Consider the following 26,284-nt stretch of genomic DNA (forward strand, 5'->3'; position numbering starts at 1 on the left):
AGGCCGGCGCAGTCCCACACGGCCCACTCGCCCGGATCTCCGGCGACGTCGGAGCGGCAGCTGCCCAACTGGCGGCGCTGAGCCGGGCCACGGTTGGCGTCACAAGGCCGACGGGAAGGCCCACGGGCGGTGAAGATCAGCTATAAGTGGTGGATGGACTTCCCGCCGTACCTGGCCTCGATGCCCATGCACGCGATCACCGAGATCCACGGCGAGCCCGGCCTGCGGGAACGGTTCCGGCTGGAGATCGGCGCGTTCGACGAGGACGATCGCGCGCGGCTCACCGCCGCCCTCGACCTCGCCGCCGACCTGCACGGCGACGACCGGCGGGTGCGCGAGCCGTACCTGAACCACCTGCTGCGGGTCGCGATCCGGATGATGCACCACTACCAGGTGCGCGACGCGGACGTGATCGTCGCCGGCCTGCTGCACGACGCGGTGGAGGACCACCCGGCGGAGCTGGCGGGCCAGCACCGGGCGGGGCCGGCGGCCGGCGGCGACCGCACGGCCGCGGCGCTGGCGACGCTGGCCGAGCGCTTCGGCCCGCGGGTGGCGCGGCTGGTCGGCGCGGTCACCAATCCGGTGTACGACCCGGGCCGGGACCGGCACGCGCAGTACCGGGAGCACGTGGCGGCCAGCCTGGACCGCGAGCCGTGGGCCCGGGTGGTCAAGGTCTCCGACTTCACCGACAACGGGGTCGGGTTGATCCACACCGTCGGGCCGAAGGTGCACTCCCTGGCAGCGAAGTACCGCCCGCTGGTGCCGGTCCTGCGGGAGCTGGTCGCCCGGCCGGACACCCCGCTCGCGCCGGCGGTCAAGGAGCACATCTTCGGCCAGCTCGACCTCGCCGAGGAACGCTTCGCCGCGATCCTCGACCAGCCGGTGGAAGCCGGGGCCCCGACCGGTCGGTGAGCGCGCGGGCCCCGGCGGGCGCGGGCTCCGGCGCGACCCGCTCAGCGGGGGCGGCCGTGCGCAGGTCGTCTCAGCGGCGGCGGCCGTGCGCAGGCCGCCTCAGCGGCGCGGCAGCGCGCCGGCCGGCTCAGCGGCGCGGCAGGGCACGCGCCGTGCGGCGGCGCACGTCCGGCACGCGTTCCGGCGCGTCCCGCAGCACCACCCGCAGCGGGTGCGGGGCATCACCGGCGGCGCCGCCGAGGACCGCCAGGAGCAGGCCGAGGTGTCCGACGGGTTCGTCGGCGAGCAACTGCGCGGCCTCGTCGACCACCAGGGTCAGCGGGCCGGCATCGAGCCGGTCGCGCAGGCTGTCGGCGAGCGCGTCCCAGTTGCGGCCGACGTGGCCGGGCAGGTCGAGCGCGCCGACCAGCGCCGTGAACAGGCCGGCCCGGCTGCGGGCGCGCGCCGCGGGCAACACGGTCCGCTCCCCCGACGCGTCCGTGGGGCCGGCATCCGCGATGCTCAGCCACGACGGCAGCCCGAAGGCGTACCCCTCGGTCATGGTGCCCTCCCCGGCGCGGGGCCGGACCGCGCGGACCGGCGCGAGGAACAGTCTGGGCACGGCGGCCGGCGTGGGCCAGGGGTGGCGGTGGAACGGATCCGCACGCGGCGGTGAAATCCTCGCCAACGCGGGTCGGGCGGCCCGGTCCGGGCCGCCCGACCCGGCCGGTCAGCAGCCGATCCGGCTCGGTCCGACCGCGACGTCGTCGAACCAGAGGGTGTCGGCCCCCTCGCCGTAGCTCTCCCAGCCAAGCCGCAGGTCGGTGAGCTGCGGACGCCACGTGCGGTTGAGCCACTGCCCGTCGATGTCGTGGGTCGGCGTGCCGTCCACGGTCAGGCCGGTGACGGCCGTGCCGTCGACCCAGGTGTTCAGCCGGCCCTGCGCGCCGTCGACCATGAACTCGACGCAGGACCAGCGGTTGGTGGCCAGCGGCAGGCTCAGCGCCACCCCGGACGGGCTCTGCTCCGGCAGCGTCGCGTCGTCGGAGGCCCGGTTCCACTGCAGCGCGCCGTTCTGGCCGCCCATCCGCAGGTCCTTGCCGCCGTCGGCGGAGTCGGCCATGGCCAGGAACGTGACGTGCGAGGTGGGCAGGGCGGTGGTGTGCCGCACCCAGAGGCGGGCGTACCGGACCGCGCCGAGGGTGCTCAGGCCCCGGGTGGTCCGGGCGAACACGTGGTTGCAGTAGCCGACCGTGCCGTTGATGCGCAGGGAGCGGCTGCCGCTGTGCGTCGTGGCGGTGTCGATCGCGGCCGTACCGGTGCCGGAGCAGTCGGGGTTGACCACCGTCCAGTCGCCCGACGGCACCGAGCCGGTCTGGTTCTCGAATCCGTCGCAGAGCACGGCCGTGCCGCAGCCGGCGGGCGGCGGGGTGGTGGGCGGCGGCGTCGTGGGCGGCGGGGTGGTCGGGGGCGGCGTGGTCGGGGGCGGCGTGGTGGGCGGCGGCGTCGTCGGGGGCGGCGTGGTCGGCGGCGCGGTCGTCGTCGGGGGCGGGGTCGCGCCGTTGCACGGTACGCCGTTGAGCGCGAACCCGGTCGGCCCGGCCGTGTTCGCTCCGACGGTGCCCTGGACGCCGAACTCGGTCGAGCCGCCCGCCGGCACCGAGGCGTTCCAGGCGACGTTGCGGGCGGTCACCGTGGCACCGGACTGGCTGACCTCGGCACTCCAGCCGTTGGTGATCCGTTGGTCGCCGCCCCACGTCCAGGTGACGGTCCAGCCGTTGACGGCGGTGTCGCCGGGACTGATCCGGATGTTGGCGGTGAAGCCGCCGGTCCACTGGTTGGGCACGTAGTCGATCCGGCAGCCGGCGGCGGCCGTGGCGGGGGCGGTGGGCAGGCCGACGCCGGCCAGGGCGGCGGCCAGGACCGCGCCGGCGGCGACGATCGGGGTGAGACGGGCGCGGGAGATCCTCATCGGGTTCCTTCCGGGGGTGTGCCACCGCACGGACGCGGCCGACGGGGGCACGGGGGAACTTCGGGAACGCTCGCATGGCGACGCGACCGGCGACGCGACGCGGATGCCCGGCTCCGGGCGGACCATCAGCCGTCGGGCCGGTCGGCGATCGACGGCACGGCGGCGCCCGACGACCAATCTAGTGATGTTCGCCGATGGATAGCAAGGCGACGGGCCGCGTCGCCGGGCCACGAGCGCGTCCGGCATGGCGGGCGGCCACGCCCCCGACCCGGGTCGTGTTCCCACGCCGGGATCGACCCGCCCTCCGATCCATTCCCGCCAACCTGTTCATTCCCGTCAACCGGATACGCCGCCGACGCCCGCTTCCTCACTTATGGCGTATCCCTGGCGGGCACGGTAGTGTCGGGGCCTGCCTTGGGTAGGGGGCCCTGTGGACAACGCACCAGTCGACCGCCGTCGGATTCGTCGCGGGAGAATCGCCACGTCCCTGGCGTTCCTGCTGTTCGGCACAGCGCTGGGAGTTTGGACCGCGCGGATTCCGGCGGTAAAGGAGAAGCTCGGGCTCAGTGACGGCCGGTTGAGCTTCGCGCTCCTGGCTTTCGCGGCGGGCTGCATCGTCGGCATGGCATTGCTCGGTCGGCTCACCGACCGTTTCGGCAGCACTCGTGTGCTCATCCCCTCGGCGATCCTGGAAGGGCTGCTGCTCGTCCTTCCCGGATACAGCGGCACCCTGGTGGTGTTGTGCGTCGCCCTGTTCCTCTTCGGCGCGACGCACGGGACGCTCAACATCGCGATGAACGCCAATGCCCTTGAGGTCCAGCGGGCCTGGAGCAAACCGATCATGTCGTCGTTCCACGCCATCTACAGCATCGGCGGTTTCCTCGGGGCGATCGTGGGCAGCTTCTTCGCGCGCAGCGGGGCAAGCGTCGGCACCACCTTCCTCACCGTCGGCGTGGGGGTGCTGGTGCTGGCCGTCTGGGCGGCACTGTGGGTGCTGCCCGCGACGAGCGCCCCGGAGGCCGCCGTCGGCTCACCGGACACCGGGCAGGGGCCCTCCCGCCGGTCCCTGCTGCTGGTCTTCTTCGGCGTTCTGGTGCTGTGCACGCTCGTCGGCGAGGGCGCGGCGGCCGACTGGAGCGCCGTCTACCTGCGGGACAACCTGGAGACCAGCCCCGGCTTCGCCGCGTACGGCTTCGCCGCGTTCTCGATCATGATGACGGTGGGCCGGCTCTTCGGCGACCGGCTGGTGCGCGCCCTGGGGCCCGTCACCCTGGTGCGGTTCAGCGGCGCGCTCGCGGCGTGCGGCCTCGGCGCGGCGCTGCTGGTGCACCATCCGGTCGCCGGCGTCGTCGGGTTCGGGCTGCTCGGCGCCGGCCTGTCGTGCATCGCCCCGCAGGTCTACTCCGCCGCCGGAAACCAGGACCCGAGCCGCGCCGGCCGGGCCCTGTCGACCGTGGTCAGCATCGGCTATCTGGGATTCCTGTTCGGCCCTATTCTCATCGGCGCCGCGGCGACCGTGGTGGGATTGCCGTCGGCGTTGTGGATTCCCGTGGTGCTCGCAGTTTTCGTCGCGGCGGGCGCCACCGCGATGCGGGCACCGAGCCGCTCCGGCGAAAAGCAGGACAATGCCCCGGTCCCGTCAGCGGGGGTCGAGCGCTGACGGTTGTCCGCCGGGGACGGATGTCACCTGGAAGGAACCGCGCTTGCACATCATCGAATGCCATTTCGAGTGCACCGGATTCGACGACTCTCTGGTGCAGGCGGGCACCTCCGTCTACCTGTGGAATCTGGTGCGGCAGTTCCGCGACCGAGGGCACCGGGTCACCGCGTTGACCGCGGCGCACGGGCTGATCCCACTCCTGCGGCGTGACCACGACGTCGTCGAGACGGATTGGCGGTCCACCGGCGAGATAACCATTCCGGTCGACCCCGACAGATGGCCGGGCCAGCCCGGTGGCGTCACGGTGGACGGATCCGCGCACGCCTATCGGATGACCGTCGAGGGAATCGACGTGGTCCTGCTCAGCAACGAGATTCTCGACAGCCACACCGACACCCTGCACCCACCGGCGGGCGCCGAGGGGACCGACCCGACGTTCCTGAAGCCGCTGGTGTTCCAGGTCCTCGCCGCCCGCTTCCTGTCCGGCCAGGAAACCGCGCAGACCGTCGTGCACCTGCACGAGCCCGTCCTGCACCACCTGCTGCCCGCGGCGCTGTCGGCGTACGGCTTCCCCGTCGTGTCGACCGTGCAGACGAACCTGCCGGTCAACACCAAGGTCTACGCGCCGCAGGCCCGGGCCCTGCTGCGCGACCTCGGCGCCGACCCGACGGTCGTCGACGGGCTCGCGGATCCGCCCCTGGACTCGCCGCTGCACCGGGCCATGCGGGCGTTCCTGCCGCAGACCCTCCTCTACCGCGACCAGCCGCAGCGGCCGGGGCACGACTACGTCAGCGCGCTGGCCCTGGTGGCCCGCTCGGCGGACGCGGTGGACTTCCTGTCCGAGGGGCAGCTCGAACACGCCCTCACCCAGGCCGAGACGCCGTTCGCCCAGCTCTTCGCCGAGCTGGCCGTTTGCCGCGAGCTGTGGTCCCGGGCGGACCGGCTGACGGTCGGCGGGTGCGCCATCGGCGACGAATGGCTGGACGTGGCGCGCGGCGACGAGCGACGGCGGCGGACCCTGACCGCGCTCGGCCTCGACCCGGCGCTGCCGACCGTCTACCACAACGGGCGGTACTCGGTGGAGCACAAGGGGCTGCGGGAGCTGTTCCGGGCGACGCGGCGGCTGCTGGACGAGGGCGAACGCTTCAACCTGCTGCTGCACTGCCTGGCGCCGCACCCGCCGCAGGACCCCGACCTCGCCGCGCTGGCCGCCGACCACCCCGGCCAGGTCCGGATCCGCACCGGGCCGATGCCGCCCGCGGAGCTGATGGACTGGGCGGCCTCCAGCGACCTGTGCGTCTTCCCGGCGAAGTTCGAGATGGACACCTTCCTGATGGCGATGGGAGAGGCCATGGCCAGCGGTGCCGTGCCGGTCGCCACGGCACAGCGGGGCATGCGCCACTTCCGGCACTCCTTCGACCTGGACGCGCCGACGGCGACGGGGCTCGCCCTGCCCCGCTCCTTCCGGGTCGCCGACCCGGACCTGACCGACGCGGTACACGACGGCCTGGCCCGCATGCTGGCGCTGGTCCGCGCCGGGTCGCCGCTGGTGGACACGCTCCGCTCGCGGGCCGTGGCGACCGCCCGGGAGTTCACCTGGTCCCGGGCCGCCGACCGGTTCCTCGCCGTGTTCGCCGCGTGCGTGGCCGGCACCTGGCCCGGCGGGCGGCCGGGCCCCGCGACCCTGCCGCCGACGCCCGCCCCCGGCGACGACGGCGGCACCGGCACGGCGACCGCCGGTCCGGACGGGGTCGCGGTGCGCTGGGACCACCCCGAGGCGGTCCGGGTGGAGCTGGTGTGCCCGGGTGACCCCGTCGAGGTGATCGCGCTGGCCCGGCAGGACGACGGGTCGTTCGCCGGCACCGGGCCGGCGACCGCAGGCCCGGTGGCCCTGCTGGTCACCTGCCGCGACGGCCGCTGCGTGTGGGCCGGTGCCCCGGTCGCGGCCAGGACCGGCTGACGCACGGCCGGGGCGGGGCCCGTGCCCCGCCCCGGCCGCCGGTGGCGCGTCAGTCGGCGAGGGTGAGGGTGACCCCCACCTTCTCCAGGATCGACTCGCCGGCGATGACCGGCGCCATGCCCGCGCCGCCGCCGGCGGGCGCGGGCAGCGGGCGTACCTCGGCGTCCGGGTCCGCCTCGAAGAAGAAGACCAGCGACACCAGCTCCTCGTCGGGGTCGCTGGCCGGGGGCGCCAGGACGCGGTGGCGCAGCGCCCGCCACCGGCCGTCGGTCCAGAGGTTCATCATGTCGCCCAGGTTCACCACCAGCGTGCCGGGCACGAACGGGGGCTTGAACCAGCCGTCCTCGGCGTTCCACGCCTCCAGCCCGCCGACGCCCTGCTGCCGGTCGAGGAAGGTGATGGTGCCGAAGTCGGCGTGCGGCCCGACCCGCATCTGGCCCTCCTCCAGCCGCCCCACCGCCGTCAGGGGCGGGTACCAGTTGACGTTCTGCGTCCACGTCGCCCGCTGGGAGCGGGAGGTGAAGTGGTCGGCCGGGACGCCGAGGGTGACGGCGAGGACCTCCAGGACCTCCAGCGCGAGCCGGTTGAGGTGGCCGGTGTACTCGGTGGCGACCTCGCGCAGCTCCGGCAGTTCCGCCGGCCACTTGTTGTCCGGGTAGTAGAGCCAGTCGAACCTCGCGTCCCCGGTGCGGTGGGTGGGGCCCATGTGGTACGCCTCGTGCAGGTCGGGGGCGCTGGCCATGCCGTCCACCGCGCTGGCCTGCAGCGCGCCGAGGCCCCGCCACCCGTTGTCGTACGGGCGGCTGACCGCGTACCGGCGCTTCTGCTCCGGGGTCAGCCGCATGAACGCGTGGCCGACGGCGCGCATCCGCGCGGTCAGGTCGGCCGGCACGCCGTGGCCGGCGAGGAGGAACATGCCGGTCTGCCGGAGCGCGGCGTCCAGCTCGGCCGACGTCCGGGCGCGCTCGTCCGGGCCCGCCGCCCGCCAGCGCGGCAGGTCGAGGGTGGGAATCGCGGTCGTCATACGCTGCTCGCCTCTCACTCGGTGATGCCGGTCATGACCTGGGTCGCGAGCCGCACCTCGCCGGTGTAGGAGGCGGGTGCGGCGCCATCGACGAAGCGCTTCGGGTCGCCGATCGGCGTCTCGGCCCGCCAGGTCAGCGCGGGGATGTGGGCGTTGATGAGTTCGCCGTCGGCGCGCAGCAGCGCCGACGACGGGTGGTACATGTGCAGCAGCGGGTCGTCGTAGGAGTCGAACGCCGAGTTGGTGTCCATGCGATAGCTGAAGTCGTTGTCCTCGCCGCCCCAGCCCTCGAACCGTTCGTCCATGCCGTCGATGCGCAGGAACGCCGACGTGCGCACCCAGACGCAGCAGCCGGGCGGGCGGCGCAGCACGAAGGCCCGCAGCCGGTCCGGGTCGACCTGGGCGCTGCCCTGGGCCAGCCGCTGCTCGATGGCGTGGGCGGTGGACTCGGCGTCGAGGCACCACATGTCGCGGTAGCTGAGGTGGCCCATGGTGCCGGGGCGGTTGAACCGGCGCGAGTTGCGGGCGACGAAGTCGCGGTCGGCCAGCACGTCCGCGTCGAGGATGCACACCACCTCGGGGTCGCAGGGGGCGTTCACGACCCCGACGTTGACCGCCCACGACTTGTTGAACAGGCCGTCCTTGTGCACCCACAGGTAGTCGTCGGCGTACGGCTCGATCACCTGCTGCGAGCGCGGCTCGGTGTCGGCCTCGACGACGAGGACCCGGTACTCGTCGCGCGGGGCGGACTGGTCGCGCAGCGAGACGAGGCAGGCGAGCAGGTTACGCAGCCGGGTCCGGTCGGCCGTCCGGTCCCGGAACGGGACGACGACGAGGATCTGGGCCCGTGCCGGGTCGCCCGGCGGGGGCCCCGGCGGGAGCGCACGCAGCTCCTCGAAGGACGCCCAGCGCCGCACCGGCCGGGTGCCGTACAACGCGCCGAGGTGGCTGCCGAGGCGGCAGTTGGACTCGGCCCGCCAACCGTGGGCGAACAGCGCGGCCACCCTGTCCGAGGGTGGCGCGGCGGCCAGCGCGGTCAGGGCCCGGTGCAGGGCGGCGTACGCCTGGGGGTTGCGGGTGTCGGCGAGCAGGGCCTCGGCGAGCCGGCGGACCTCGGCGTCGTCGACGTCGCGCACCGCGTCCACCACGGCCTGGGTGTAGGGGCGTCCGCGTTCCCAGTAGAAGATGCTGGACTCGGGCGCCTGTGGGTCGGCGGCGACGACCAGGCTGTCCGCGACGGCCGACGCGAGGGTCTGCGGATGCGACGGTTGGACGAGGGACATCGTCAACTCCCCGGGTAGTGGCCGAAGGTCGGGCCGGTCGGCGGGCCCCCGACGCCGGTGCCCCGGCGTGGGCGCGCGGCGTCGACCCCGGTGGCGCGGGTCACCGGTCCGTCCAGCTCAGGGCGCCGGCCGGTGCCCGCCGGGCCGCCGTGGTCCGCTCGTAGGGCAGCGCGCCGTCGGGCATCCGGACGACCTCGACGTGCAGGCCGATCGGGCTGCGCACGTAGACCCACCGGTCGCCGGCGATCGGCCCGTCGTCGATGGTCTCGGGCGCGCCCAGGACGGTGAACCCGGGACGGGCTGCGAGGTGGCGCGCGGCGGCGTCGACGTCGCGGACGTGGATGGCGAGGTGCCGGCCGCCGACGTCGCAGTTGCGCGGCGGCGGGGCGGCCCGGTCGGTGTGGGCGAAGGTCCGCAGCTCCACGTTGTCGGTGGGGCCCATCCGCAGGGTGGCGACCTCCACCGGACCGTCGGGGTCGGTTTCGACGCCCCGGTGCAGCAGCTCGCCGCCGAGCACGTCGGCGAACACGGTGAGCGCCTCGTCCAGGTCGGCGACGGTGTAGCCGATATGGTCCACCCCGCGCAGCCCGGTGATCGGCGGCGGACCGGGCGGGCGGGCGCCCCGGTTGGTCCAGGGCCCGTCCGGGCGGTGCCGGGCCGCCGGGGCGGGTGGCCCGTGCGGCGCGGGCTCCGGCGGCGACCGCAGCTCGAACGCCAGACCCCACGGCGTACGGAAGCGGGCGCGGCACGCCCCGGCGAGCGGTGACCGCCCCCCGGCGGCCGGGCCGGGGTCCTGCGGGGTGAGTCCGCTGAGCCGACCGACGGCGGCGGTGGCCTCGGCGACGTCGGCCACGAGGAAGCCGAGGTGCTGGTGGCCGGGGTCGTGGCGCTGCGGCGGCGCGGTGACCTGCCCGGCCACGGCGTACTGGAAGAGTTCGAGGTTGGTGGTGGGGCCGAGGCGGATCAACGCGATCTCCGCCGTGGCCCGGGGCGGCACGTCGAGGTGTTCGCTCATCCAGTCGTCGGTGCGGGCCAGCGGCGGCAGGCGGTAGACGACCTCACCGCCGAGGACGTCGACGGCGAACGCGGTGGCCGCGTCGAGGTCGGCGACCGTGAGCGCCACGTGGTCGACGCGCTGCGCGCCGGGTATGCCGGGGCCGGTCATCGGTATCTCCCGTCGAGCAGGGTGAGCGCCGCCAGGGAGACGGCGTCGGTGAAGCTGCCGTCGGCGACGAGCTGCCGCAGCTCGGCGTGGGTCACGAACCGGTGCACCAGGTCGCTCTCGCTGGCCTCCCGCGCGGGCGGCCCGGCGACCAGGTCGGTGGCGAGGAAGATGTGGCAGCCCTGGCTGGCGTAGCCGTAGGCCACGTGGACGCGGCCGAGGTGGCGCATGGTGCCGGCGGTCAGGCCGGTCTCCTCGCGCAGTTCGGCGGCGGCCAGTTCCTCGGCGCCGCGCCCGCCGGCCGGTTCGGACCACGAGCCCTGCGGGAACTCCCAGTACCGGCCGCCGACCGGGTAGCGGTACTGCTCGACGAGGTGGAATCCGCCCGGCTCGGCGGGGACGACGAGGGCGAAGTCCGGCTTGTCGACCACGCCGTAGACGCCACGGGACCCGTCGGGGCGTTCCACGGCGTCCTCGCGCACGGTCATCCAGGCGTTGCGGTAGACGGTGCGGCCGGTGATCCGGCGGGTCACCGGGCCGTTCGCGGCACCCACCGGGCCGTTCGCGGCGCTCACCGCGCCGCCCGTACGCCGGCGGCGACCAACAGCCGGGCTGCCTCGCGGACGCCCCGGACGGGCACGCCGGCGGTGGCGGGTAGCCGGGACAGCAGGGTGCTGGTCAGGCAGGTGTTCTCCGGCCGTCCCGCGTAGCGTCCGGCGGCGCGCGGCTCGGCGACGACGAGCCCCGGGTCGACGCCGAGTTCCGCCGCGATGAGCAGCGCCCAGTCGGCGCGCGAGATCCGGTCCGGTCCGCCGAGGTGCAGCAGCGGGACGTCGCGGGCGGCCAGCACCGCGGCCGTCACCGCGGCGACGTCGTCGACCAGCACCGGGGTGGTCCACTGGTCGTGGGGGACGGCCACCGGCTCCCCGGCGAGCAGGCGGTGCGCGCAGGCCGCGAAGAAGTTGAGCCACTTGACGCTGTCCGCCGACTCCCAGCCGTAGACGAGGCTGACCCGCAGCACGGTGGCGGCGGCGTGCCCGGCGAACACCTGTTCCGCGGCGAGCTTGGCCCGGCCGTAGGCGTTCGGCGGGGCCGTCGGCGTCGCCTCGGCACAGTCGGGCCGGCTGCCGTCGAAGACGTTGTCGGTCGAGATGAGCACCAGGCGGCGGTCACCGGCGGCGGCGCGCATGTTGCGGGCCGCCGTCTCGTGGCCGGCCATCGCCTCGTCCGGGTGCCGGTCGCACCAGGTCACGTCGGACGGCCCGTGGACCAGCACGACCTGCTCGGCGGCGGTGTCGGCGAGCACGCGGGCGCAGGAGGCCGGGTCCGTCACGTCCAGCGGGGTCCACGGGGCCGGCGCGTGCTGCGGCGGGCGTCGGGACGCGAGGACGGGTCGCTCGCCCGCGCGGGCGAGCCGGTCGGCCACCGCCCTGCCGACGAACCCGCTACCGACGATCAACGTACGCATGCGCGGCCTCCGCTGCGAGTCGGGAATCCGCGCCGGCCGCGGCGAGCAGGCGGCCGACACCGATCAGGCTGTGGTCGTCGTCGGCCGCGCCCAGCGTGAGCATCGCGCGCACCTGGGTCGGGGTCAGGCCGAAGCAGCCCAGTTCGGTGAGCTCGTCGCCGAGGATGTCGACGAACGGCTGCCCCACGGCCACCGCGAAGCCGCCGATGAAGATGTACCGGCGGATGCCGATGGAGGAGAAGACGCTCGCGACCGCCAGGGCGAGCGGCCGGAGCGCGGCGCGCAGGACGTCGACGGCGAAGCTGTCCCCGCCCCGCACCGCGAGGGCGACGGCCTCGTTCGTGATGCCCTCCGGGCGACCCGCCGACGACGCCGCCAGCCCCGAGACGCCGAACTCGCCGGGCCGCTGCCGGGCGGCGGCCCGCACGGCCCGCAGGATGCCGCGTCCGGAGGCGATGCCGCCGAGGTGTCCGCGCCCGCCGCAGTCGCACGGCGGGGCGGTGCCGCTCCAGTCGACCCGCCAGTGGCCGAGTTCGCCGCCGAAGCCGGCGTCGTCGACGAGCACCTCGCCCCGGCGGAAGACCTTGCTGCCGACGCCCGAGCTGACGGTGAACAGGCAGAAGGCGTCGTTCCCGGCGTGGGCGTAGCGCCACGCCGCCGCGGTGATGTCGTTGACGGTCAGCACCGGGACCCCGAGCCGCGCGCCGAGGTGGGCGTTCAGCGCCACGGAGCCGCCGCCCTCGCCCCAGATGGTCGGGGCGGCGAGGGCGACGCCGTCGGCGGTGGTCGGCCCGGCGAACGACAGGCCCACCGCCCGGCTCCCGGCGGCCTCCGACCTGACGAGGTACGCGGCGAGTTCCGTGGCGAGCTGGCCCAGGACCCGCTGCTGCAGCTCGGCCACGGGGGCGCCGGGGTGGCGGGCCAACCCGTCGGTGGCGACGCGGCGCACCCCCCGGACGACGGGGTCGCCCGCCGTCACGTGCCCGATTCGCAGGGTCGTCCCGCCGATGTCGGCGACGACGAACGTGTCGTCCCGGTCGGTCATCGGTGGGCCTCGGCGACGGCGTCGCCTCCGGCGGCGCACTGCGCGACGGTGCCGTCCTCCAGGACGATCGCCCCGTCGATCCGGGCACCGGCCGCCACCGCCGCCCCCGGCAGCAGCACGCTGTCGTGCACCACCGCGCCCGCGCCCACCCGGGCCCCGGGGTAGACGACGCTGTGCGTGATCTCGCCGTGGTTGACCAGGTCGGCCGGGACGAGCGAGCGGCGGATCCCCGGCGCTTCGTCGACCATCCGCCGCGCGACCTCCGGCCGCACCGTGGCGGGCAGGTCGGCGAGGGGGATCGACGGCGGCCGACGCAGCAGCGAGCGGTGCGCCAGGTGGTAGCGGTCGACGGTGCCGATGTCCTCCCAGTAGCCGGGCACCCGGTGGCCGCGGATGAGCTCCCCGCCGGCCAGCATGGCGGGGATCACGTCGCGGCTGATGTCGTGCTGCCAGGCGGTGCCGGCGAGCTGTTCCAGGTAGCGGCGCAGGATCCGGGCGTCGAACAGGCAGAACGCCGCGAACACCAGGTCGCTCGTGGGCTCGGCGGGCTTCTCGACGAACGCGGTGAGGCGGCCGGCGTCGTCGAACTCGACCATGCCGAACAGGTGCACGAAGCGGCGTTCGATCCGCTGGTACGCGACCGTCAGCGCGGCCTTCGACGCCCGGTGCTCCCGCAGCATGTCCCGGTAGTCGAAGCGGTAGACGTGGTCGGCGTGCAGCACCAGGACGTCGCGGGGCGCGCCGCCGAAGACCCAGCGTTCCTTGCTGATCAGGGCGTCGGCGGTGCCCCGCTCGGCGGGCCAGGTCCGCTCCGGCAGCGCGCCGGGGACGGTCCCGGGCGGGGCGCTGCGGTACGCCTCGTCGTAGGGCCCGAAGTGGGCGCGGAACCCCGGCGTCCGGTTCCAGACCCGGTGCAGGTCGTCCATCAGCATGCGTTCCTCGTACTGCGACAGCAGCAGCACCTCGTCGAGGCCGGAGTCGCAGGCGTTGCGCAGGCTGAAGTCGATGAGCCGGCTCGTCCCGCCGAACGGGATCAGCGGCTTGAGCCGGCCGGCGCCCAGCGGGCCCATCCGCTCCCCCCGGCCACCGGCCAGCAGCACCGCGCGGACGCCGTTCATCCGTTGCTCCCCGGCGTCGGCGCGGACGGGGCCGCCGCCATCGACGTCCAGTTGGGTTCCAGTCCGGCCAGGGCCGCGGCCAGTTCCGCGGGGGTCACGTCGTCGACGAAGCGGGCCTGGCCGATGCCGGCCGTGAGGGGGATGAGCTGCCGGCCGTCGCGGTGGCGCACGGTGTCGGCCAACGCCTCGGTGAGCAGTTCGGTGGAGCAGACCGGGTGCCAGGTCGGCAGGCCGAGTTCGCCCATGACCAGGCGCGCGCGGCTCAGGTCCTCGGCGGAGAGCAGGCCCCGGTGGTGGGCGAGCACGAGCGACAGCGCCATGTCCACGGCGACGGCCTCGCCGTGCAGCAGCTCCGGCAGCGCCCGCATCTCGATCACCGGCGAGAACGAGTGCCCGTAGTCGACGACCCGTTCGAGCTGGTGTTCCCAGAGGTTCGGCTGCAACTCCTGCAGCATGCCGCCGATGGCGAGGCGGATCACGGCCAGTGCCGCCGCGCCGCCGTCGGCGCTGCCGGCGGACTGCATCCGCTCGGCGATGATGCGGGCGCCGTGGACGGCGAGGAGCTCGAACAGGCGGCGGTCCTTGATCAGCGCCATCTTGAGCACCTCGGCGAGCCCGTTGCGCAGGTGCCGCACGGGCAGCGTGACCAGGAAGCCCGGGTCGATCAGGGTGGTCGCAGAGGGGTGGTACGTGCCGAGCCGGTTCTTGTGGTCGCTGAAGTTCACGCCGGTCTTCGAGCCGATCCCGGCGTCCACCATGCCGATGAGGGTGGTCGGCACCCGCACGTACGGCGTCGAGCGGCGGTAGAGGCTGGCGGCGAGCCCGACGATGTCGGTGAGCACTCCCCCGCCCACCGCGATGACGGGCTCGCGGCGGCGGGCCACGCCGAACGCGTCCATGGCCGACACCACGCGGAACACCGACGTCATCGTCTTGCGGCGCTCGTCGGCCTCGACGACGCAGAACTCGTAGGTCACCCGGTGCGCCTCCAGGTACGCCCTGATGCGTTCGCCGAACAGGACGTCGACCTGGGAGTCCAGCACGACCAGGCGGCGGCGTGGGCCGGGGCCGTCCCCCGCGCTGGCGGCGGTCACCATCAGGTCGGAGGCCGGGTCGAGCAGCCCTCGGCAGAGGCGCACCTCGTAGCTCACCGCCTGCGAGGCGTCGACCCGCCACCTCGGGTCCCCGTCGTGGCCCAGGGTCGACAGCCCGTTGCCGGTGGCGGGCTGCCCTTCGGATACCGGTGTCGTCGATTCGATGAGTCCGTCCTCCGTCGTCACTGCGGTTGTCCTGGTGTCACCAGCGGAGTCACTGGGGTCAGCAGCTCGATGGTGACGCTGGACGGGTCGAGGGCCGGCGTGGTCGACATCGCTGGTCGGGCCTTCTCGAACCGCTCCATGGTGGCGACGATGTCGTCGGTTTCGACCTCGTAGATCGCGACGTACCGCCGGCGTTCGCCCGCGGCCTGCGGGGCGACGAAACGCCGCGCCCCGACGAAACCGGGTACGGCGAGAACCTCGGCGAGATGAACGTGGTCGTACCAGTGGTTGAACTCGTTCTCACAACCATGGAACGGACTGGTGTGGATCAGCAACAGGTGACGATTGTTGACGGCCATCGCGCATTACTCCAGCTACGACGAGGATGGCGGCTACGTGGCCCGGATCGCCGAGATCGACGGCAATATCCATCAATGCAGACATGGACCATAACCGATCGAATCCCACCCGGCAATGCCCTGCGAAAAGGATCTAGCCGACACCGTCAGCGCATCGGGTTCCTACACCTGACCAGCAAAGTCATTCTAAAATATTGACACCTGGCTATTGGTGCTGAATCATGCACGACCATGGATCATTCCCGAGTGCGTCGACCGAATGCGGTCGGCCTCGCCGCGTTCGCGGCAGCGACAACCATCCTGGCAATGGGAATCGCATCTCCGGCAACTGCTGCGGGACAGGTGCGAGGAACCGGAGATCCGGGTGCCATCGACGGCAGTTACCTCGTCGTGTTCGACGACCGGGTCGGCGCCGACAATCGCGCGGGCGTCGCCGCCCTGACCGGACGGCTGGCCGCGAAGTACGACGTCGGGGTGGAACACACCTACGAGCACGCGCTGCACGGTTTCGCCGGCACGATGAGCCGCGCCGCGGCACGACGCCTGGCGGCCGAGTCCGGCGTGTCGTACGTCCAGCAGAACCGCACCGTGCGGGCGCTGGACACCCAGCCCAGCCCGCCGTCGTGGGGCCTGGACCGGATCGACCAGCGCGACCTGCCGCTGGACGGCAGCTACTCGTACCCGACGACGGCGTCCACCGTGCGCGCGTACGTGATCGACACCGGCATCCGGACCACCCACACCACCTTCGGCGGCAGGGCTACCTGGGGCACCAACACCACCGGCGACGGCCTCGACTCGGACTGCTCCACCAACGGCCACGGCACCCACGTCGCGGGCACCATCGGCGGCTCCCAGTACGGCGTGGCCAAGGGCGTCTCCCTGGTCGCGGTCAAGGTGCTGAACTGCGGCGGCAGCGGCACCCTGGCCGGCGTCACCGCCGGCGTCGACTGGGTGACCGGCCACCACGCCGCCGGCGTGCCCGCCGTGGCCAACATGAGCCTCGGCGCCAGCGGCGCGCAGGGCGCCCTCGAGGACGCCGTGCGCAACTCCATCGCCGACGGCATCGTCTACGCCATCGCCTCCGGCAACAGCAACCTCGACGCGTGCAACTACTCCCCCGCCCGGGTCGCCGAGGCGATCACCGTCAACGCCAGTACCACGGCCGACGCCCGCGCGTCGTTCTCGAACTGGGGCACCTGCACCGACATCTTCGCCCCCGGCGACGGCATCGTCTCGGCGTCCAACGGCAGCGACACCGCCACCGCCACGCTCAGCGGCACCTCGATGGCCACCCCGCACGTCGCGGGCGCCGCCGCGCTGGTCCTCGCCGGCAACCCCGGCCTGGCCCCGGCCCAGGTCGCCAGCGCCCTCTTCGACGCCTCGACCCCCGGCAAGATCAGCAACCCGGGCACGGGCTCGCCGAACCGCCTGCTGTACACCGGCTCCGCGCCGCCCTCCCCCGGCACCGCCACGCTCACCCGGTACTACGGGGCCGGGGACCACGTCAGCTCCACCACCCACCCCGGCGGCAGCTACCTTGCCGAGGGCCCCCTCGGCAAGGTGCACACCAGCGCCGTCGCCGGCACGCACGCCCTCTACCAGTGCCAGGTGGGCAGCGACAGGTTCACCTCCGCAGCCGCCAACTGCGAGGGGAGGACGTTCCTCGGGGTGATCGGCTACGCCTACGACTCGCCGCCGGCCGCCGCCCACCAGATCATCTACCGCTGCCTCGTGCGCGGCAGCGGGGAGCACTTCGACTCGACGGCGGCCAACTGCGAGGGGCAGATCGTCGAGGGGCCGCAGGGATACCTGCTCCTCTGACCGTCGCCCGCCACTGCGCCCGCCCCACCGGCTGACGGGCGGGGCGCGACCCGGTCCCGTGGCCGCGCCCCGCCCGTCCCCACCTGCCCGTCCCACCTGCCCGCACCGCGTCGGGAGGACGCATGAGACGACTGCTCGCCGTTCTGGCCGCGCTCATCGTGCTGCCGTTCACCCCGGTCCTGCCCACCACGTACGCCCACGCCGACGGCTGGTCCGGGCCGCAGTCGACGATCGTCAACCGCAACGGCCGCAAGGTGATCCAGCTGTGCGACCAGGGCGGCGGCTGCCGGACGACCACGCCGTTCTTCATGGCGCTCAACACGCAGAGCGCCCCGATCGGGCAGAACGACTGGTCGTACTTCAACTACCAGGCCCAGTTGGCCGCCGCGAACACGGCCGCGCCGGAGATGAACGTCGCACCCATGCTCCAGGTGCACCTCAACAACACCAGCGACGCGTTCATCGACCAGTTGGCCGGGCGGCTCAACCAGCTCAACCCCCGGCCGTACCTGATGGTCCGCATGTACCTGCAGGACGCGCCGCCCGGCGCCGAGCCCATGCGGATGAAGGACCTCCAGGGCAACGTCCGCGACGACACCGGCGGCGCGGGCCACCCGTGGACGTTCAGCGAGGCGTGGCTGGCCTACCAGGAACAGCAGATCAGCCGGGTGCTGACGCGGATGGACGCCCAGTATCCCGGCCGGGTCATGGCGGTGCTGATCGCCTACGAGAACGGCGGCGAGTGGTTCTACCGACCGTACGGCTACGACGACACCACCAGCAGGATGCTGGACTGGGGCAGCCCGAACCTGTGCGCCACCGGCACCGACGGCGTGCGGGTCTGCCAGCTCTACCCCTGGACCAACGACTCCGGCGCCCAACCCGGCCCACGCGGACGGCACGCGTTCTACCTGGACGACTACTCCGCCAGCGCCGAGGCCGGCTTCTGCGCCTGGAGCGCCCTGCCGGCGAGCCTGGTCCCGGGCTGCCGGTCGGCCACCCCCACCGAACGCAACAACGCCGTCCCCGGCCAGTCGCCGCCGACCTCGGGGGCGGCGCGCGGCACCGTGCTGGACCCGGCCGACCTCAACTCGCTGCGGGCCGCCAAATACAACCAGTACCTGTCGTCACGCAACGTCGCCGCCATCACCCGTCTGCTGGCCAGGGCCAAGCAGGCCACCGGCAACCGCATCCTCACCGCCGTCTTCTACGGCTACCTCTACGGCCTGCGCACCGAGCTGGGCATCAGCGGGAGCAACGACCTGGCGACGCTGGTCGACAGCCCGTCCGTGGACATCATCGGCGTGCCCCACTCGTACGGCGACAGCCGCAGCCTCGGCAACGGCTTCGTCCAGCAGGGGCCGCCGGACACCATGCGGCTGGCCAACAAGCTGTGGCTGGACGAGGACGACACGCGTACGCTGCTGGCCTGCGCGCCGACGAACTGCCAGCCCATCCCGTTCCAGACCGCCACGAACCTGTGGGACAGCATCCGCCTGCTGCGCCGCAACCTGACCACCGCCGCCATCGGCGGCCGGGCCCTCCACTTCCTCGACCTGCAGGGGGTCGGCTGGTTCGGCGACCCGGCGCGCACCGGCGACTCGGAGGCCCTGTGGGCGAACCTCCAGTCGGTGTTCCGGGCCGCCGACAAGATCCAGCACGGCGGGGCGAACGCCTACCAGCCGCAGGTCGCGGTGTTCGTCGACGACGTGTCGGCCAGCTACCAGCCCGCCCTGACCCCCGCCGGGGAGAACTCGTACGCCTTCGCCAGCGACCAGCTGTCCAACCTGGTGGACGACCTGACCCGGCTGGGCACCCCCGTGCGGCACTACCTGCTCAGCGACCTGACCAAGGGCAACCTCGACCTGAGCGCGATCAAGCTCGCCGTCCTGCCCAACGCCTACGCGGTCTCCCCGACGGTGCGCTCGGCGATCGACACCAGACTGAAGACCCCCGGCCGCACCGTGCTGTCGCTGTATGCCGCCGGTTACGTGCAGGGAGACCAGGCCGCCTCCACCGCCTCGATGACCGCGCTCACCGGCATCACGGTCGCCAAGGGCACCGGCACCCCCAACCTGGGGCAGAACTACTCGTTCGTCGGGCAGAGCGGCGGGCCGGCGTACCCGCTCACGCCGTGGTTCACCGTCACCGACGCGGGCGCGACGACGCTCGGCACGTACCAGGCGGGCGGGGTCTCCCTGGCCCGCAAGTCCATCCCCGTCGCGGGCGGAAGCTGGACGTCGGTGTACGCCGCCGCGCCCAAGCTGCCCCTGGCCGCCCTGCGCAGGATCAGCGAGGACGCGGGCGTGCACCACTTCGCGCCGGCCGGCGACGTCGTGGAGGCCGCCGGTAACACGCTGATGGTGCACGCCGGCACCACGGGCGCGAGGACCGTCCGGCTGCCGCAGGCCATGCCCCGGGTGTACGAGACCGCCCTGTACCCCAGCGACGTCGAGCTGTGCCGAAGCTGCGCGCAGCTGGCGAACCTGCCGTTCAACGCGGGCGACACCCGGGTGTTCCGCTGGACTACGCCCCCGCGCGGCAACTTCGAGCTGCTCACCGGCTCCACCGTGGAGGGCTGGGCCGTCGACCCGGACCAGCCGGGGATCTCCTCGACGGTGGCCGTCTACCGGGGCGGGCCGGCGGGCGTGGGAACGTACCTGGGCGACTTCCCGACCGCGACCAACCGGCCGGACGTGAACGCGTACTTCGGCATCAGCGGAGTGCACGGCTTCCGGTTCACGCTCTCCGGGTGCACACCCGGCACCCAGCTCCACGTCTACGCCCTCGACCCGGAGGGCGCCAGCGGTGACGGCAGCACCTACCTGGGGGCGCGCCCCTGCACGTGAGGCGTCGGCGGATCACCGGGCCGGCGACGACGCCGGCCCGGCGGCCCTGACCACCCTGTCGTTGTGTGCACGATGACGGACCGACCGCCGCCTCGGCTCACAGGCTCCAGCCACCAACCCCACCGCTGCCGGTGCCGCTGCCGTCGCTTCGGTTGCGATGCTCGTCAAGCCTTCTCCGGGCTTCGGTCGACGCCTGCTGATCGAGCAGTTGGCCGGAGGCGTCGATCGATGCCCGCCGGGAACGACGCCACAGCCAGACGGCTGCCACAGCTACCAACACGATGATGAGGATCATGAGCCAACGCACGTCAGCCTCCGTCCATCGGGCGACCACGGACCCGGTGGCAGCCCGTAGGCAGATCAATACCTACAGTATGCGCAGCCCCGGTCAAGCGAGCGGCTTGCTTGTCCTGGTGTCGTTCACCCCGAACGGGCGGAACGACTGGTCGTATTCATCTATTAAAGCTTGCCCCTGCACGTAAGGCACCGACGGTCCTGGCGAGCCGACGAGGACGCCCGTCGGCGGCCGTGGGCGGCGGTACCCGACAGTCACCCAGCTGAGCCGGTCGGGTCGTGCCGTGGGCCACACGACCAACCGGGGCAGCACCGTCGAGCCGACATGATCCACCCCTGTCGGTGTTTGAAGGGCGACGGAGCACATGGCAGGCTTTGGGCCATGCGACGCGCCACGGGCGGGATCCGGCTGCCGGGCCGCCCGCGTCGCCTCGGTCCCGACGAGTGCCGCGTGGTGCTGTCGGCGACGGCCGCGCTGTGTGCCGCGTACGGCATCAGCTGGCGGGTGGCCCCCGACGCGCCGGAACGGGATCTGCCGCACCTGTCCGAAAGCCTGGCGCGGGCCCGCCGGGACGGCCGGGTCTTCCTGCTCCCGCCCGCTTCCCGCTCCTGGCTCGACCTGCGGTACGCGCACCCCGACACCGGCTACGCGCTGGCCCTGCTGCTCGTGTGGTCGTACGGCGCGAGCCGGCACGACGGCGACGAGGCGGGTGCCGGCGGACCGGTGGCGGTCGCGGTGTGGCACCTGCGGATGCTGTCGCCGCCGCACGCGCACCGGATGCTGGCCGACGTGGAGGCCGCGCTCGTCAGGCACCACGGGGCCCGTTGGGTGACCGAAGCGCCCGTTCGAGGTGCATGAGCAGCAGGAAGGGCCGGGCCCGCTGGGCCGCCTTGCGCCAGGTGAGGGCACGCAGCCCGTACTTGAGGACCACCGTCGAGGGGACGGTCGCCCCGAGGACGTCCCAGGCGATCTCCTCCGCCGCCTGCCGGGCGACCCGGGGCCGGGCGAACTCCGCCACCGTCTCGCGGTAGCGGCGGGTCAGCTCGCGCGCGGTGGCTTCCGGGGTCAGCACCGGGTCGTAACCGCGCGCCACCGCGAGCAGCGAGTCGTCCAGCAGGGTGCGGAAGGCGCCGTTGAGGCGTCGCGCCTCGACGATCTGCGCCACGCTGAGCTGGCCGAGCGAGCCGATCCGCAACTGCCCGAGGACGTCCCGCACGACCGCCGCCTCGAACCGCTCCGTCGGTTGCTGCCCGAGGCCGCCGACCAGGTGGGTCCGCACGGCCGGGTTGGCCAGCATCCCGTCCTGCCGCAGCTCGGAGGAGATGACCAGGGAGGCCAGGTGGTTGCGCAGGCTGACGATCTCCGCCGCCCCCTGCCGCAGCGGCCGCGCCCCGTCCACCGCCGGCCGGTACGCCTCCTCCCGGACCGCGCGCATCACCTCGTCCATCCGGGTCAGGCTCTCGCGCAACTGCCCCTGGGGGACGACCAGGTCGGCCCGCCGGCCGCGCCCGGCGGCGCGGCCCACCCGCACCCGGCCCGCGTCGTCCACCTCGTACTCGTGGCCCCAGAGCCCGACCAGGCCCGCGTCGTGCAGGTCGTCGATCCGCCGGTTGATCTCGGCGGCGCGATCGCGGTACGCCGAGGCGACCTCGAAGGAGGCGCGCAGCACGACCCGGTCGGAGAAGAACACGACCGACTGGAGAAGCTTGTCGATCGTGTGCGGGTCGATCACGCCGCTGTCGAGCAGCGTCAGCGAACGGGTCATCGCGTCCCCGACAGGTAGGTCAGGTAGTCGACCTCGTAGAGGTGCGCACTCCACGCCTGGTAGCACACCTGGCTGCGGGTCAGCCCCAGGTCCAGGGCGGCGTCCGAGGCGAGCTGCGCGAAGGTGAGCAGCTCGGGCACCAGGCCCACCCAGACGTCGACGCTGCGCGCGGTCAGGAAGAGGACCAACTCGTCGGCGACGATCCGCAACGCCCCGCCCACCGGCGAGACGGGGAACCGGCCGCCGAGGTCCTCCCCCGGCTGCCAGGTCGAGAAGACCGCCGACCGGCTGTGCTCGTCCTGACGCAGCAGCGCGACGGCCTGGGCGAACTGGTCGACCGGTGTGCCGTCGGCCGGGGCCCACCGGCGCAGCCGTTGATGCAGCAGCGACGACTCCCGCTGGTCACCGAAGAGGCGGTCCCGGTAGTCCTTGATCAACTCTGGGTAGGGGTACCCGGGTGGTGGCGTAAGGTCGGCCGGGTTCCGCAGCCACACCGTCAGGCCGGGAAGGTCGAACGACACGCCGTGCCGGGTGGCGATCCGGACGGGCAGGTCCCCGGCGAACAACGCGACGACGTCGGGCCAGCCGGACGCGACCGTGGCGATCTCAAGCTCCACCACCCACCCCCCGAAGCCGCTCCCGCTGCCTCGGCACGGCGTCCCGGCCGAAGGACGGCAGCTCCAGCAAGGGCAGCGACTCGACGTCGATCAGCCCCGGGGCGGGGGACGCACCGGCCCGGGTCGCCAGGCACACGTCCGTCGCCAGCAGGGGGACGTCGTGGTCGAGCCCGTTCGCCGCCATCGTCTCGCCCGAGGTAACCAGCAGCACGCCGGCCCCGTGCGGGTCCGCCCTGATCACCCCTTCGGTGGAACCGCGCAGCGGCACGACGCGCGGCTGCCCCGCGTCGGCCCGCGCCGCGAGCCACGCCCGGGTGAGCGCCGGGTATTCGGTGTAGATGGTCCGCACGTCCCGGCCGGTCACCGTGCAGTAGGTGACGAACGACGTGCGCGCGGCGGGCAGCGCGCGCAGCACGAGCCCCGCGCCGCTGGCGAGCGACCACTCGACGCACGTGTCGTAGCCGGTGATCCCGATGTCGACGACGCCGGTCGACACCAGTCGCGGGATGTCGAACCCCCGGCACAGGACCAGGGTGTCGCCTGCGGCGCGGTGCCACAGGGAGCGCGGGTGGTTGACGGCCAGCCCGGGAAAGAGCCCGCCGGTCAGTTCGGCGGCCGGGCCGTGCAGACGGCTCGACGAGCCGGGCGCGGCCACGATCACGCGGGGCCGCCGGGGCGGTGCGCGTCCCGGTCGATCCGCCGCACCGCGTCCCCGATCTCGTCGACCGGCACCACCGCGTCGGCCAACGCGCGCAGGGCGAACTCGGCCGGCTCCTCGGAGAACACGACGGCCTTGCCCTGGCCCACGGCGTAGCCCACTTCGATGCAGACGCTCACCCCCGCGTATCCGCCGTTGGCGATGACGAATACGGCGTCGGATCTGGCGACCTTGTCGAGGAATTCCCGGGTGAGGCGGATCTTGTCCGACTCGCCGACGCGCACCTGTTCCTCGCTGTAGTCGTAGCGGGGGGTGTAGACGGTCAGGCCGGCCTTTCGAAGAATCTCCTCCGCCCGCCGCGCGGTGTCGTAGAACTTCGAACTGCTGCAGATCGTGACTGAGCTGATCAAGGGAACTCTCTCCGTCGTTTCCGAGAAGGCGGAAGTCAGGTCAACGGCACGAGGTGCCGGGGTCTTTCGAGATATCTCGCGCCCGACCGGCGGAGAAGGATCTTCTCCCACAGCACGGACGGCGCGTCGACCTCCCTGGGGCGGGGCAGCAACCGCCGGTCGGCCAGGACGGGATAGTCGAGGTGGAACGGCCGCACCGCCAGCCGGGCGGGCAGGCCGGGGCTGATCGCGGCCAGCTCGCCGTGGAGCCGTTCCAGGTCGGCCACGCTCCAGTCGTTCGCGCCGACGGCCGGATACACGTCGAAGCCGAGGCCGACGGCGAACTCGACGCCGTTGCGGATCGCCGGCCAGAGCCGCGCGCCCGGCGGGAAGTGCAGGGTGGTGTGCAGCTTTACCCGGGGCAGCTCGGCGGTGTCGTCTGCGGTCAGCCGCACCGCGCTCTCCCGCCACGCGTACGGCAGCGCCGAGACGTTGGACTCCACCTTGAGCACGGTCGAGCCGAGCAGTTCGCGACGGCGCAGCTCACGCAGGACGTCGAGCACGAGAGCCGGGGCCAGCAGCGGTTCGCCGCCGCTGAGCCGCAGCAGGCTCAGCCCGCGACCGGAAGCCTGCAACGATTGTCGGAGCAGGACGAACTCGTCCACGACGGCCGCCGCCGTGGCGACGAAGCTGTCCACGCCCGACAGGTGGGCAAAGTCCACATAGCAGTAGGGGCACCGGAAGTTGCAGGCGGCGACGTGGGTGATGGCGGCGAGGTTGTGTTCGCTCCAGTGCCCGCCGAGCTCGGCGGCGACGGCGAGCGGGCTGTCCGACAGGTTGGCCTCGTGCCGCAGGGCCGCAAACTCGGGCAGGGAGGTGGGCAGCCGCAGCCGCTCGCGCCTGACCGGCGTGAAGAGGCGGAACTGCCGGCCCCGCACACCCCCGAGCGCCGTCAATCTGAGGTCGGTGAATGCGAATTCGCCGGCCCCGGCGTTGACGATGCGATAGGACCGGGCCAGCAGACGGCCACCGTCGGGCCCGGGGGACGGTGCCGATTCAGCCACGCGATCCTCCGTCGGGGTACGCCCGCGGCCACGTCACGCGATCAGCGGAGCGCTCAGGACAGGGTATCGACTACGCAGTGGACACCGATCCGGCTGTGGCGTCAGATATCCGTCATTTCCTCATCGCCACCGGGCCCAACCACAGTCGCCCGCAGATCCGTCGCTTTCGCTTCGTAGGGTGGGTCCGTCGGATCGTGATGCCTGGGCGTGACTGCGGGGTGACTGCGGAGTCGTGCTCGTTGGCTCGTGTCGGTTGCAGTGGATGCTGTCTCGACGCCGGGGTGGTATGGCGGCTCGTGTCGTTCAGTTCGCCGAGGTCGCCTGAGCGTTTCTGGCGTCGAACGCCCGCTGAAACTCCTGAATCTCGTCGCTGTGCGCCAGGGCCCATTCGTACAGTCGGGTGAACGGCTCACGGAATGACTCACCCAAGGGCGTAAGGGAGTACTCGACCCCGACCGGGGAGGTCTCGAGCACGCGGCGAACCACCAAGCCGTTGCGCTCCAGACGCCGAAGCGTCTGGGTGAGGACACGCTGGGTGACACCCTCCAGCTGCCGACGGATCTCGTTGAAGCGGGTGGGCTCTTCCAGCACCGTCAGCGCCATCATCGTCCACTTGTCGGCGACCTGGTCCAGGATCGGCCGGGTCGGGCAGTCCGCGACGAATCGGGGGCTCGTACCGGGTGCCGTGGTGGTCATGGGTATCCCTTCCGATACCTGGTGCGCCGAAAGTGCGTTCTTGACCAGCGCCTCCGACCCAACCAGCCTGGTATTCATGAGGAACCTACACTCCCTGCGACAACCACGGGGCAGGGGCGGGTGCACTCCGTAGGCACGTCACCGTCCGGCCGCCGTCCCAGGCTGCCCCGACCAAACCCCAACCGCCTCTCTCCCCGCAAGGAACATCCATGGAAATCGCCACGTCCACTGTCGTCGTCACGGGTGCGAACAGGGGGCTGGGCCGCGCCTTCGTGACCGAGCTCGTTCGCCGCGGCGCGAAGGTGTACGCAGCCGCGCGCCGCCCCGAACTCGTCGACATCCCCGGCGTGACCGTGCTGGCTCTCGACGTCACCAACGCGGCCTCCGCAACCGCCGCCGCCGAGCAGGCGGCCGATGCCGACATCCTGATCAACAATGCCGCGACGAGCGCCGGAGGCAACCTGGTCACCGGCGACCTGGCCTCGATCCGCGACGTGATGAACACGAACTACTACGGAACACTGAACATGGTTCGCGCCTTCGCGCCCGTCCTCGGTCGCAACGGAGGGGGCGCAATTCTCAACGTGCTCTCCGGCGCGGCCTGGGAGACGGTCCCGGGCAACACGGCCTACGCCGCGGCCAAGTCTGCGCAGTGGGGTCTGACCAACGGAATCCGGATCGAACTCGCGGATCAGGGCACGCTGGTCAGCGCCCTCGTTCCGGGACTCATCGCGACCGAGACACTGCTGGCCTTCGCCGCCGAGCACGACTACCCCCTTCCCAAGGAGGACCTCAACGAGCCGGAGCACCTGGCGTCCCTGGCTCTTGACCGCCTCGCTGCCGGGGACATCGAGATCCTGGACCAGTCCACGATTCGCATGAAGCGTGCGCTGTCCCGGTAGTGCCGGGTCGACCGATCGCTCCAG

The 26,284-nt window shown here is 72.9% G+C and carries 25 protein-coding genes; 7 read left to right on the forward strand and 18 right to left on the reverse strand.

Annotated features, from left to right (window positions below; translation table 11 throughout):
• Positions 1-153: 153 nt before the first annotated feature.
• Positions 154-912, forward strand: coding sequence for an HD domain-containing protein (locus tag LPU61_RS25100; protein ID WP_229406397.1), 759 nt, complete (start codon positions 154-156; stop codon positions 910-912).
• Between the two features lie 127 nt (positions 913-1,039).
• Here LPU61_RS25100 and LPU61_RS25105 read toward each other — a convergent pair whose 3' ends face one another.
• Both LPU61_RS25105 and LPU61_RS25110 read right to left on the reverse strand, forming a co-directional pair.
• The gene (locus tag LPU61_RS25105; protein ID WP_229406341.1) at positions 1,040-1,513 is read right to left on the reverse strand and encodes a barstar family protein; all 474 of its coding nucleotides are present in this window, start codon (positions 1,511-1,513) and stop codon (positions 1,040-1,042) included.
• Between the two features lie 108 nt (positions 1,514-1,621).
• Positions 1,622-2,863: a cellulose-binding domain-containing protein gene (locus LPU61_RS25110; protein WP_091277634.1), complete on the reverse strand. Its 1,242-nt coding sequence runs from the start codon at positions 2,861-2,863 to the stop codon at positions 1,622-1,624.
• 430 nt (positions 2,864-3,293) lie between these two features.
• On the opposite strand from LPU61_RS25110, the gene LPU61_RS25115 reads away from it, so the two are divergent.
• Together LPU61_RS25115 and LPU61_RS25120 are read left to right on the forward strand one after the other, a co-directional pair.
• Positions 3,294-4,523, forward strand: coding sequence for an MFS transporter (locus tag LPU61_RS25115; RefSeq protein WP_229406342.1), 1,230 nt, complete (start codon positions 3,294-3,296; stop codon positions 4,521-4,523).
• A 43-nt stretch (positions 4,524-4,566) separates the two neighbouring features.
• On the forward strand, positions 4,567-6,483 hold the full coding sequence (locus tag LPU61_RS25120) for a glycosyltransferase (RefSeq protein WP_229406343.1): 1,917 nt from the start codon (positions 4,567-4,569) through the stop codon (positions 6,481-6,483).
• A 49-nt stretch (positions 6,484-6,532) separates the two neighbouring features.
• Here the strand turns inward: LPU61_RS25120 and LPU61_RS25125 are convergent, their stop codons facing one another.
• The 9 genes from LPU61_RS25125 to LPU61_RS25165 form a co-directional block, all read right to left on the reverse strand.
• Positions 6,533-7,507: an isopenicillin N synthase family oxygenase gene (locus LPU61_RS25125; protein WP_229406344.1), complete on the reverse strand. Its 975-nt coding sequence runs from the start codon at positions 7,505-7,507 to the stop codon at positions 6,533-6,535.
• Between the two features lie 14 nt (positions 7,508-7,521).
• Positions 7,522-8,790: a glycosyltransferase family 2 protein gene (locus tag LPU61_RS25130; protein ID WP_229406345.1), complete on the reverse strand. Its 1,269-nt coding sequence runs from the start codon at positions 8,788-8,790 to the stop codon at positions 7,522-7,524.
• A gap of 100 nt (positions 8,791-8,890) precedes the next feature.
• Positions 8,891-9,955, reverse strand: coding sequence for a VOC family protein (locus LPU61_RS25135; RefSeq protein ID WP_229406346.1), 1,065 nt, complete (start codon positions 9,953-9,955; stop codon positions 8,891-8,893).
• Positions 9,952-10,527, reverse strand: coding sequence for an NUDIX hydrolase (locus LPU61_RS25140; RefSeq protein ID WP_229406347.1), 576 nt, complete (start codon positions 10,525-10,527; stop codon positions 9,952-9,954). The genes LPU61_RS25135 and LPU61_RS25140 overlap by 4 nt, the downstream gene beginning before the upstream one ends.
• Positions 10,524-11,420, reverse strand: a complete 897-nt coding sequence (locus LPU61_RS25145; RefSeq protein ID WP_229406348.1) for a sugar nucleotide-binding protein — start codon at positions 11,418-11,420, stop codon at positions 10,524-10,526. The genes LPU61_RS25140 and LPU61_RS25145 overlap by 4 nt, the downstream gene beginning before the upstream one ends.
• On the reverse strand, positions 11,398-12,465 hold the full coding sequence (locus tag LPU61_RS25150) for an ROK family protein (protein WP_229406349.1): 1,068 nt from the start codon (positions 12,463-12,465) through the stop codon (positions 11,398-11,400). Before LPU61_RS25150 ends, LPU61_RS25145 begins: the two co-directional genes overlap by 23 nt.
• Positions 12,462-13,583 (reverse strand): sugar phosphate nucleotidyltransferase, encoded by a 1,122-nt coding sequence (locus tag LPU61_RS25155; protein ID WP_229406350.1) that lies wholly within the window; start codon positions 13,581-13,583, stop codon positions 12,462-12,464. The genes LPU61_RS25150 and LPU61_RS25155 overlap by 4 nt, the downstream gene beginning before the upstream one ends.
• On the reverse strand, positions 13,580-14,863 hold the full coding sequence (locus LPU61_RS25160; RefSeq protein WP_229406351.1) for a sedoheptulose 7-phosphate cyclase: 1,284 nt from the start codon (positions 14,861-14,863) through the stop codon (positions 13,580-13,582). The genes LPU61_RS25155 and LPU61_RS25160 overlap by 4 nt, the downstream gene beginning before the upstream one ends.
• Positions 14,860-15,201 carry a DUF4286 family protein gene (locus LPU61_RS25165; protein WP_229406352.1) on the reverse strand — a complete coding sequence of 114 codons (342 nt, stop codon included), beginning with the start codon at positions 15,199-15,201 and terminating at the stop codon, positions 14,860-14,862. The genes LPU61_RS25160 and LPU61_RS25165 overlap by 4 nt, the downstream gene beginning before the upstream one ends.
• 342 nt (positions 15,202-15,543) lie before the next feature.
• Between LPU61_RS25165 and LPU61_RS25170 the strand changes: the two genes are divergently transcribed.
• Positions 15,544-17,025, forward strand: a complete 1,482-nt coding sequence (locus tag LPU61_RS25170) for a S8 family peptidase (RefSeq protein ID WP_229406353.1) — start codon at positions 15,544-15,546, stop codon at positions 17,023-17,025.
• 122 nt (positions 17,026-17,147) lie between these two features.
• Positions 17,148-19,874, forward strand: a complete 2,727-nt coding sequence (locus LPU61_RS25175; RefSeq protein WP_229406354.1) for a hypothetical protein — start codon at positions 17,148-17,150, stop codon at positions 19,872-19,874.
• 97 nt (positions 19,875-19,971) lie between these two features.
• On the opposite strand, the gene LPU61_RS25180 is transcribed toward LPU61_RS25175, so the two are convergent.
• Complete coding sequence (locus LPU61_RS25180) at positions 19,972-20,169, reverse strand: hypothetical protein (protein ID WP_229406355.1); 198 nt, start codon at positions 20,167-20,169, stop codon at positions 19,972-19,974.
• 381 nt (positions 20,170-20,550) lie between these two features.
• On the opposite strand from LPU61_RS25180, the gene LPU61_RS25185 reads away from it, so the two are divergent.
• Positions 20,551-21,027 (forward strand): hypothetical protein, encoded by a 477-nt coding sequence (locus LPU61_RS25185; protein WP_229406356.1) that lies wholly within the window; start codon positions 20,551-20,553, stop codon positions 21,025-21,027.
• Here the strand turns inward: LPU61_RS25185 and LPU61_RS25190 are convergent.
• From LPU61_RS25190 to LPU61_RS25215, 6 genes are all read right to left on the reverse strand, one after another.
• Positions 20,975-21,934 (reverse strand): hypothetical protein, encoded by a 960-nt coding sequence (locus tag LPU61_RS25190; protein ID WP_229406357.1) that lies wholly within the window; start codon positions 21,932-21,934, stop codon positions 20,975-20,977. The two genes, LPU61_RS25185 and LPU61_RS25190, sit on opposite strands and share 53 nt — an antisense overlap.
• A complete protein-coding gene (locus LPU61_RS25195) occupies positions 21,931-22,551 on the reverse strand; it encodes a thymidylate synthase (RefSeq protein WP_229406358.1) in 621 nt (206 codons plus the stop codon). The genes LPU61_RS25190 and LPU61_RS25195 overlap by 4 nt, the downstream gene beginning before the upstream one ends.
• Positions 22,541-23,212 (reverse strand): hypothetical protein, encoded by a 672-nt coding sequence (locus LPU61_RS25200; protein ID WP_229406359.1) that lies wholly within the window; start codon positions 23,210-23,212, stop codon positions 22,541-22,543. The genes LPU61_RS25195 and LPU61_RS25200 overlap by 11 nt, the downstream gene beginning before the upstream one ends.
• Entirely contained in the window at positions 23,209-23,619 is a 411-nt protein-coding gene (locus LPU61_RS25205) for a hypothetical protein (protein WP_043963373.1), read from the reverse strand. Before LPU61_RS25205 ends, LPU61_RS25200 begins: the two co-directional genes overlap by 4 nt.
• Before the next feature lie 35 nt (positions 23,620-23,654).
• A complete protein-coding gene (locus LPU61_RS25210; RefSeq protein ID WP_229406360.1) occupies positions 23,655-24,662 on the reverse strand; it encodes a 4Fe-4S cluster-binding domain-containing protein in 1,008 nt (335 codons plus the stop codon).
• Between the two features lie 303 nt (positions 24,663-24,965).
• Positions 24,966-25,436, reverse strand: coding sequence for a helix-turn-helix domain-containing protein (locus LPU61_RS25215; protein WP_229406361.1), 471 nt, complete (start codon positions 25,434-25,436; stop codon positions 24,966-24,968).
• 131 nt (positions 25,437-25,567) lie between these two features.
• On the opposite strand from LPU61_RS25215, the gene LPU61_RS25220 reads away from it, so the two are divergent.
• Positions 25,568-26,260 carry an SDR family NAD(P)-dependent oxidoreductase gene (locus tag LPU61_RS25220; RefSeq protein ID WP_229406362.1) on the forward strand — a complete coding sequence of 231 codons (693 nt, stop codon included), beginning with the start codon at positions 25,568-25,570 and terminating at the stop codon, positions 26,258-26,260.
• Positions 26,261-26,284 lie beyond the last annotated feature (24 nt).

Origin of the sequence: Micromonospora sp. NBRC 110038, from assembly GCF_020884815.1 — a bacterium.
GTDB classification, from domain to species: domain Bacteria; phylum Actinomycetota; class Actinomycetes; order Mycobacteriales; family Micromonosporaceae; genus Micromonospora; species Micromonospora haikouensis.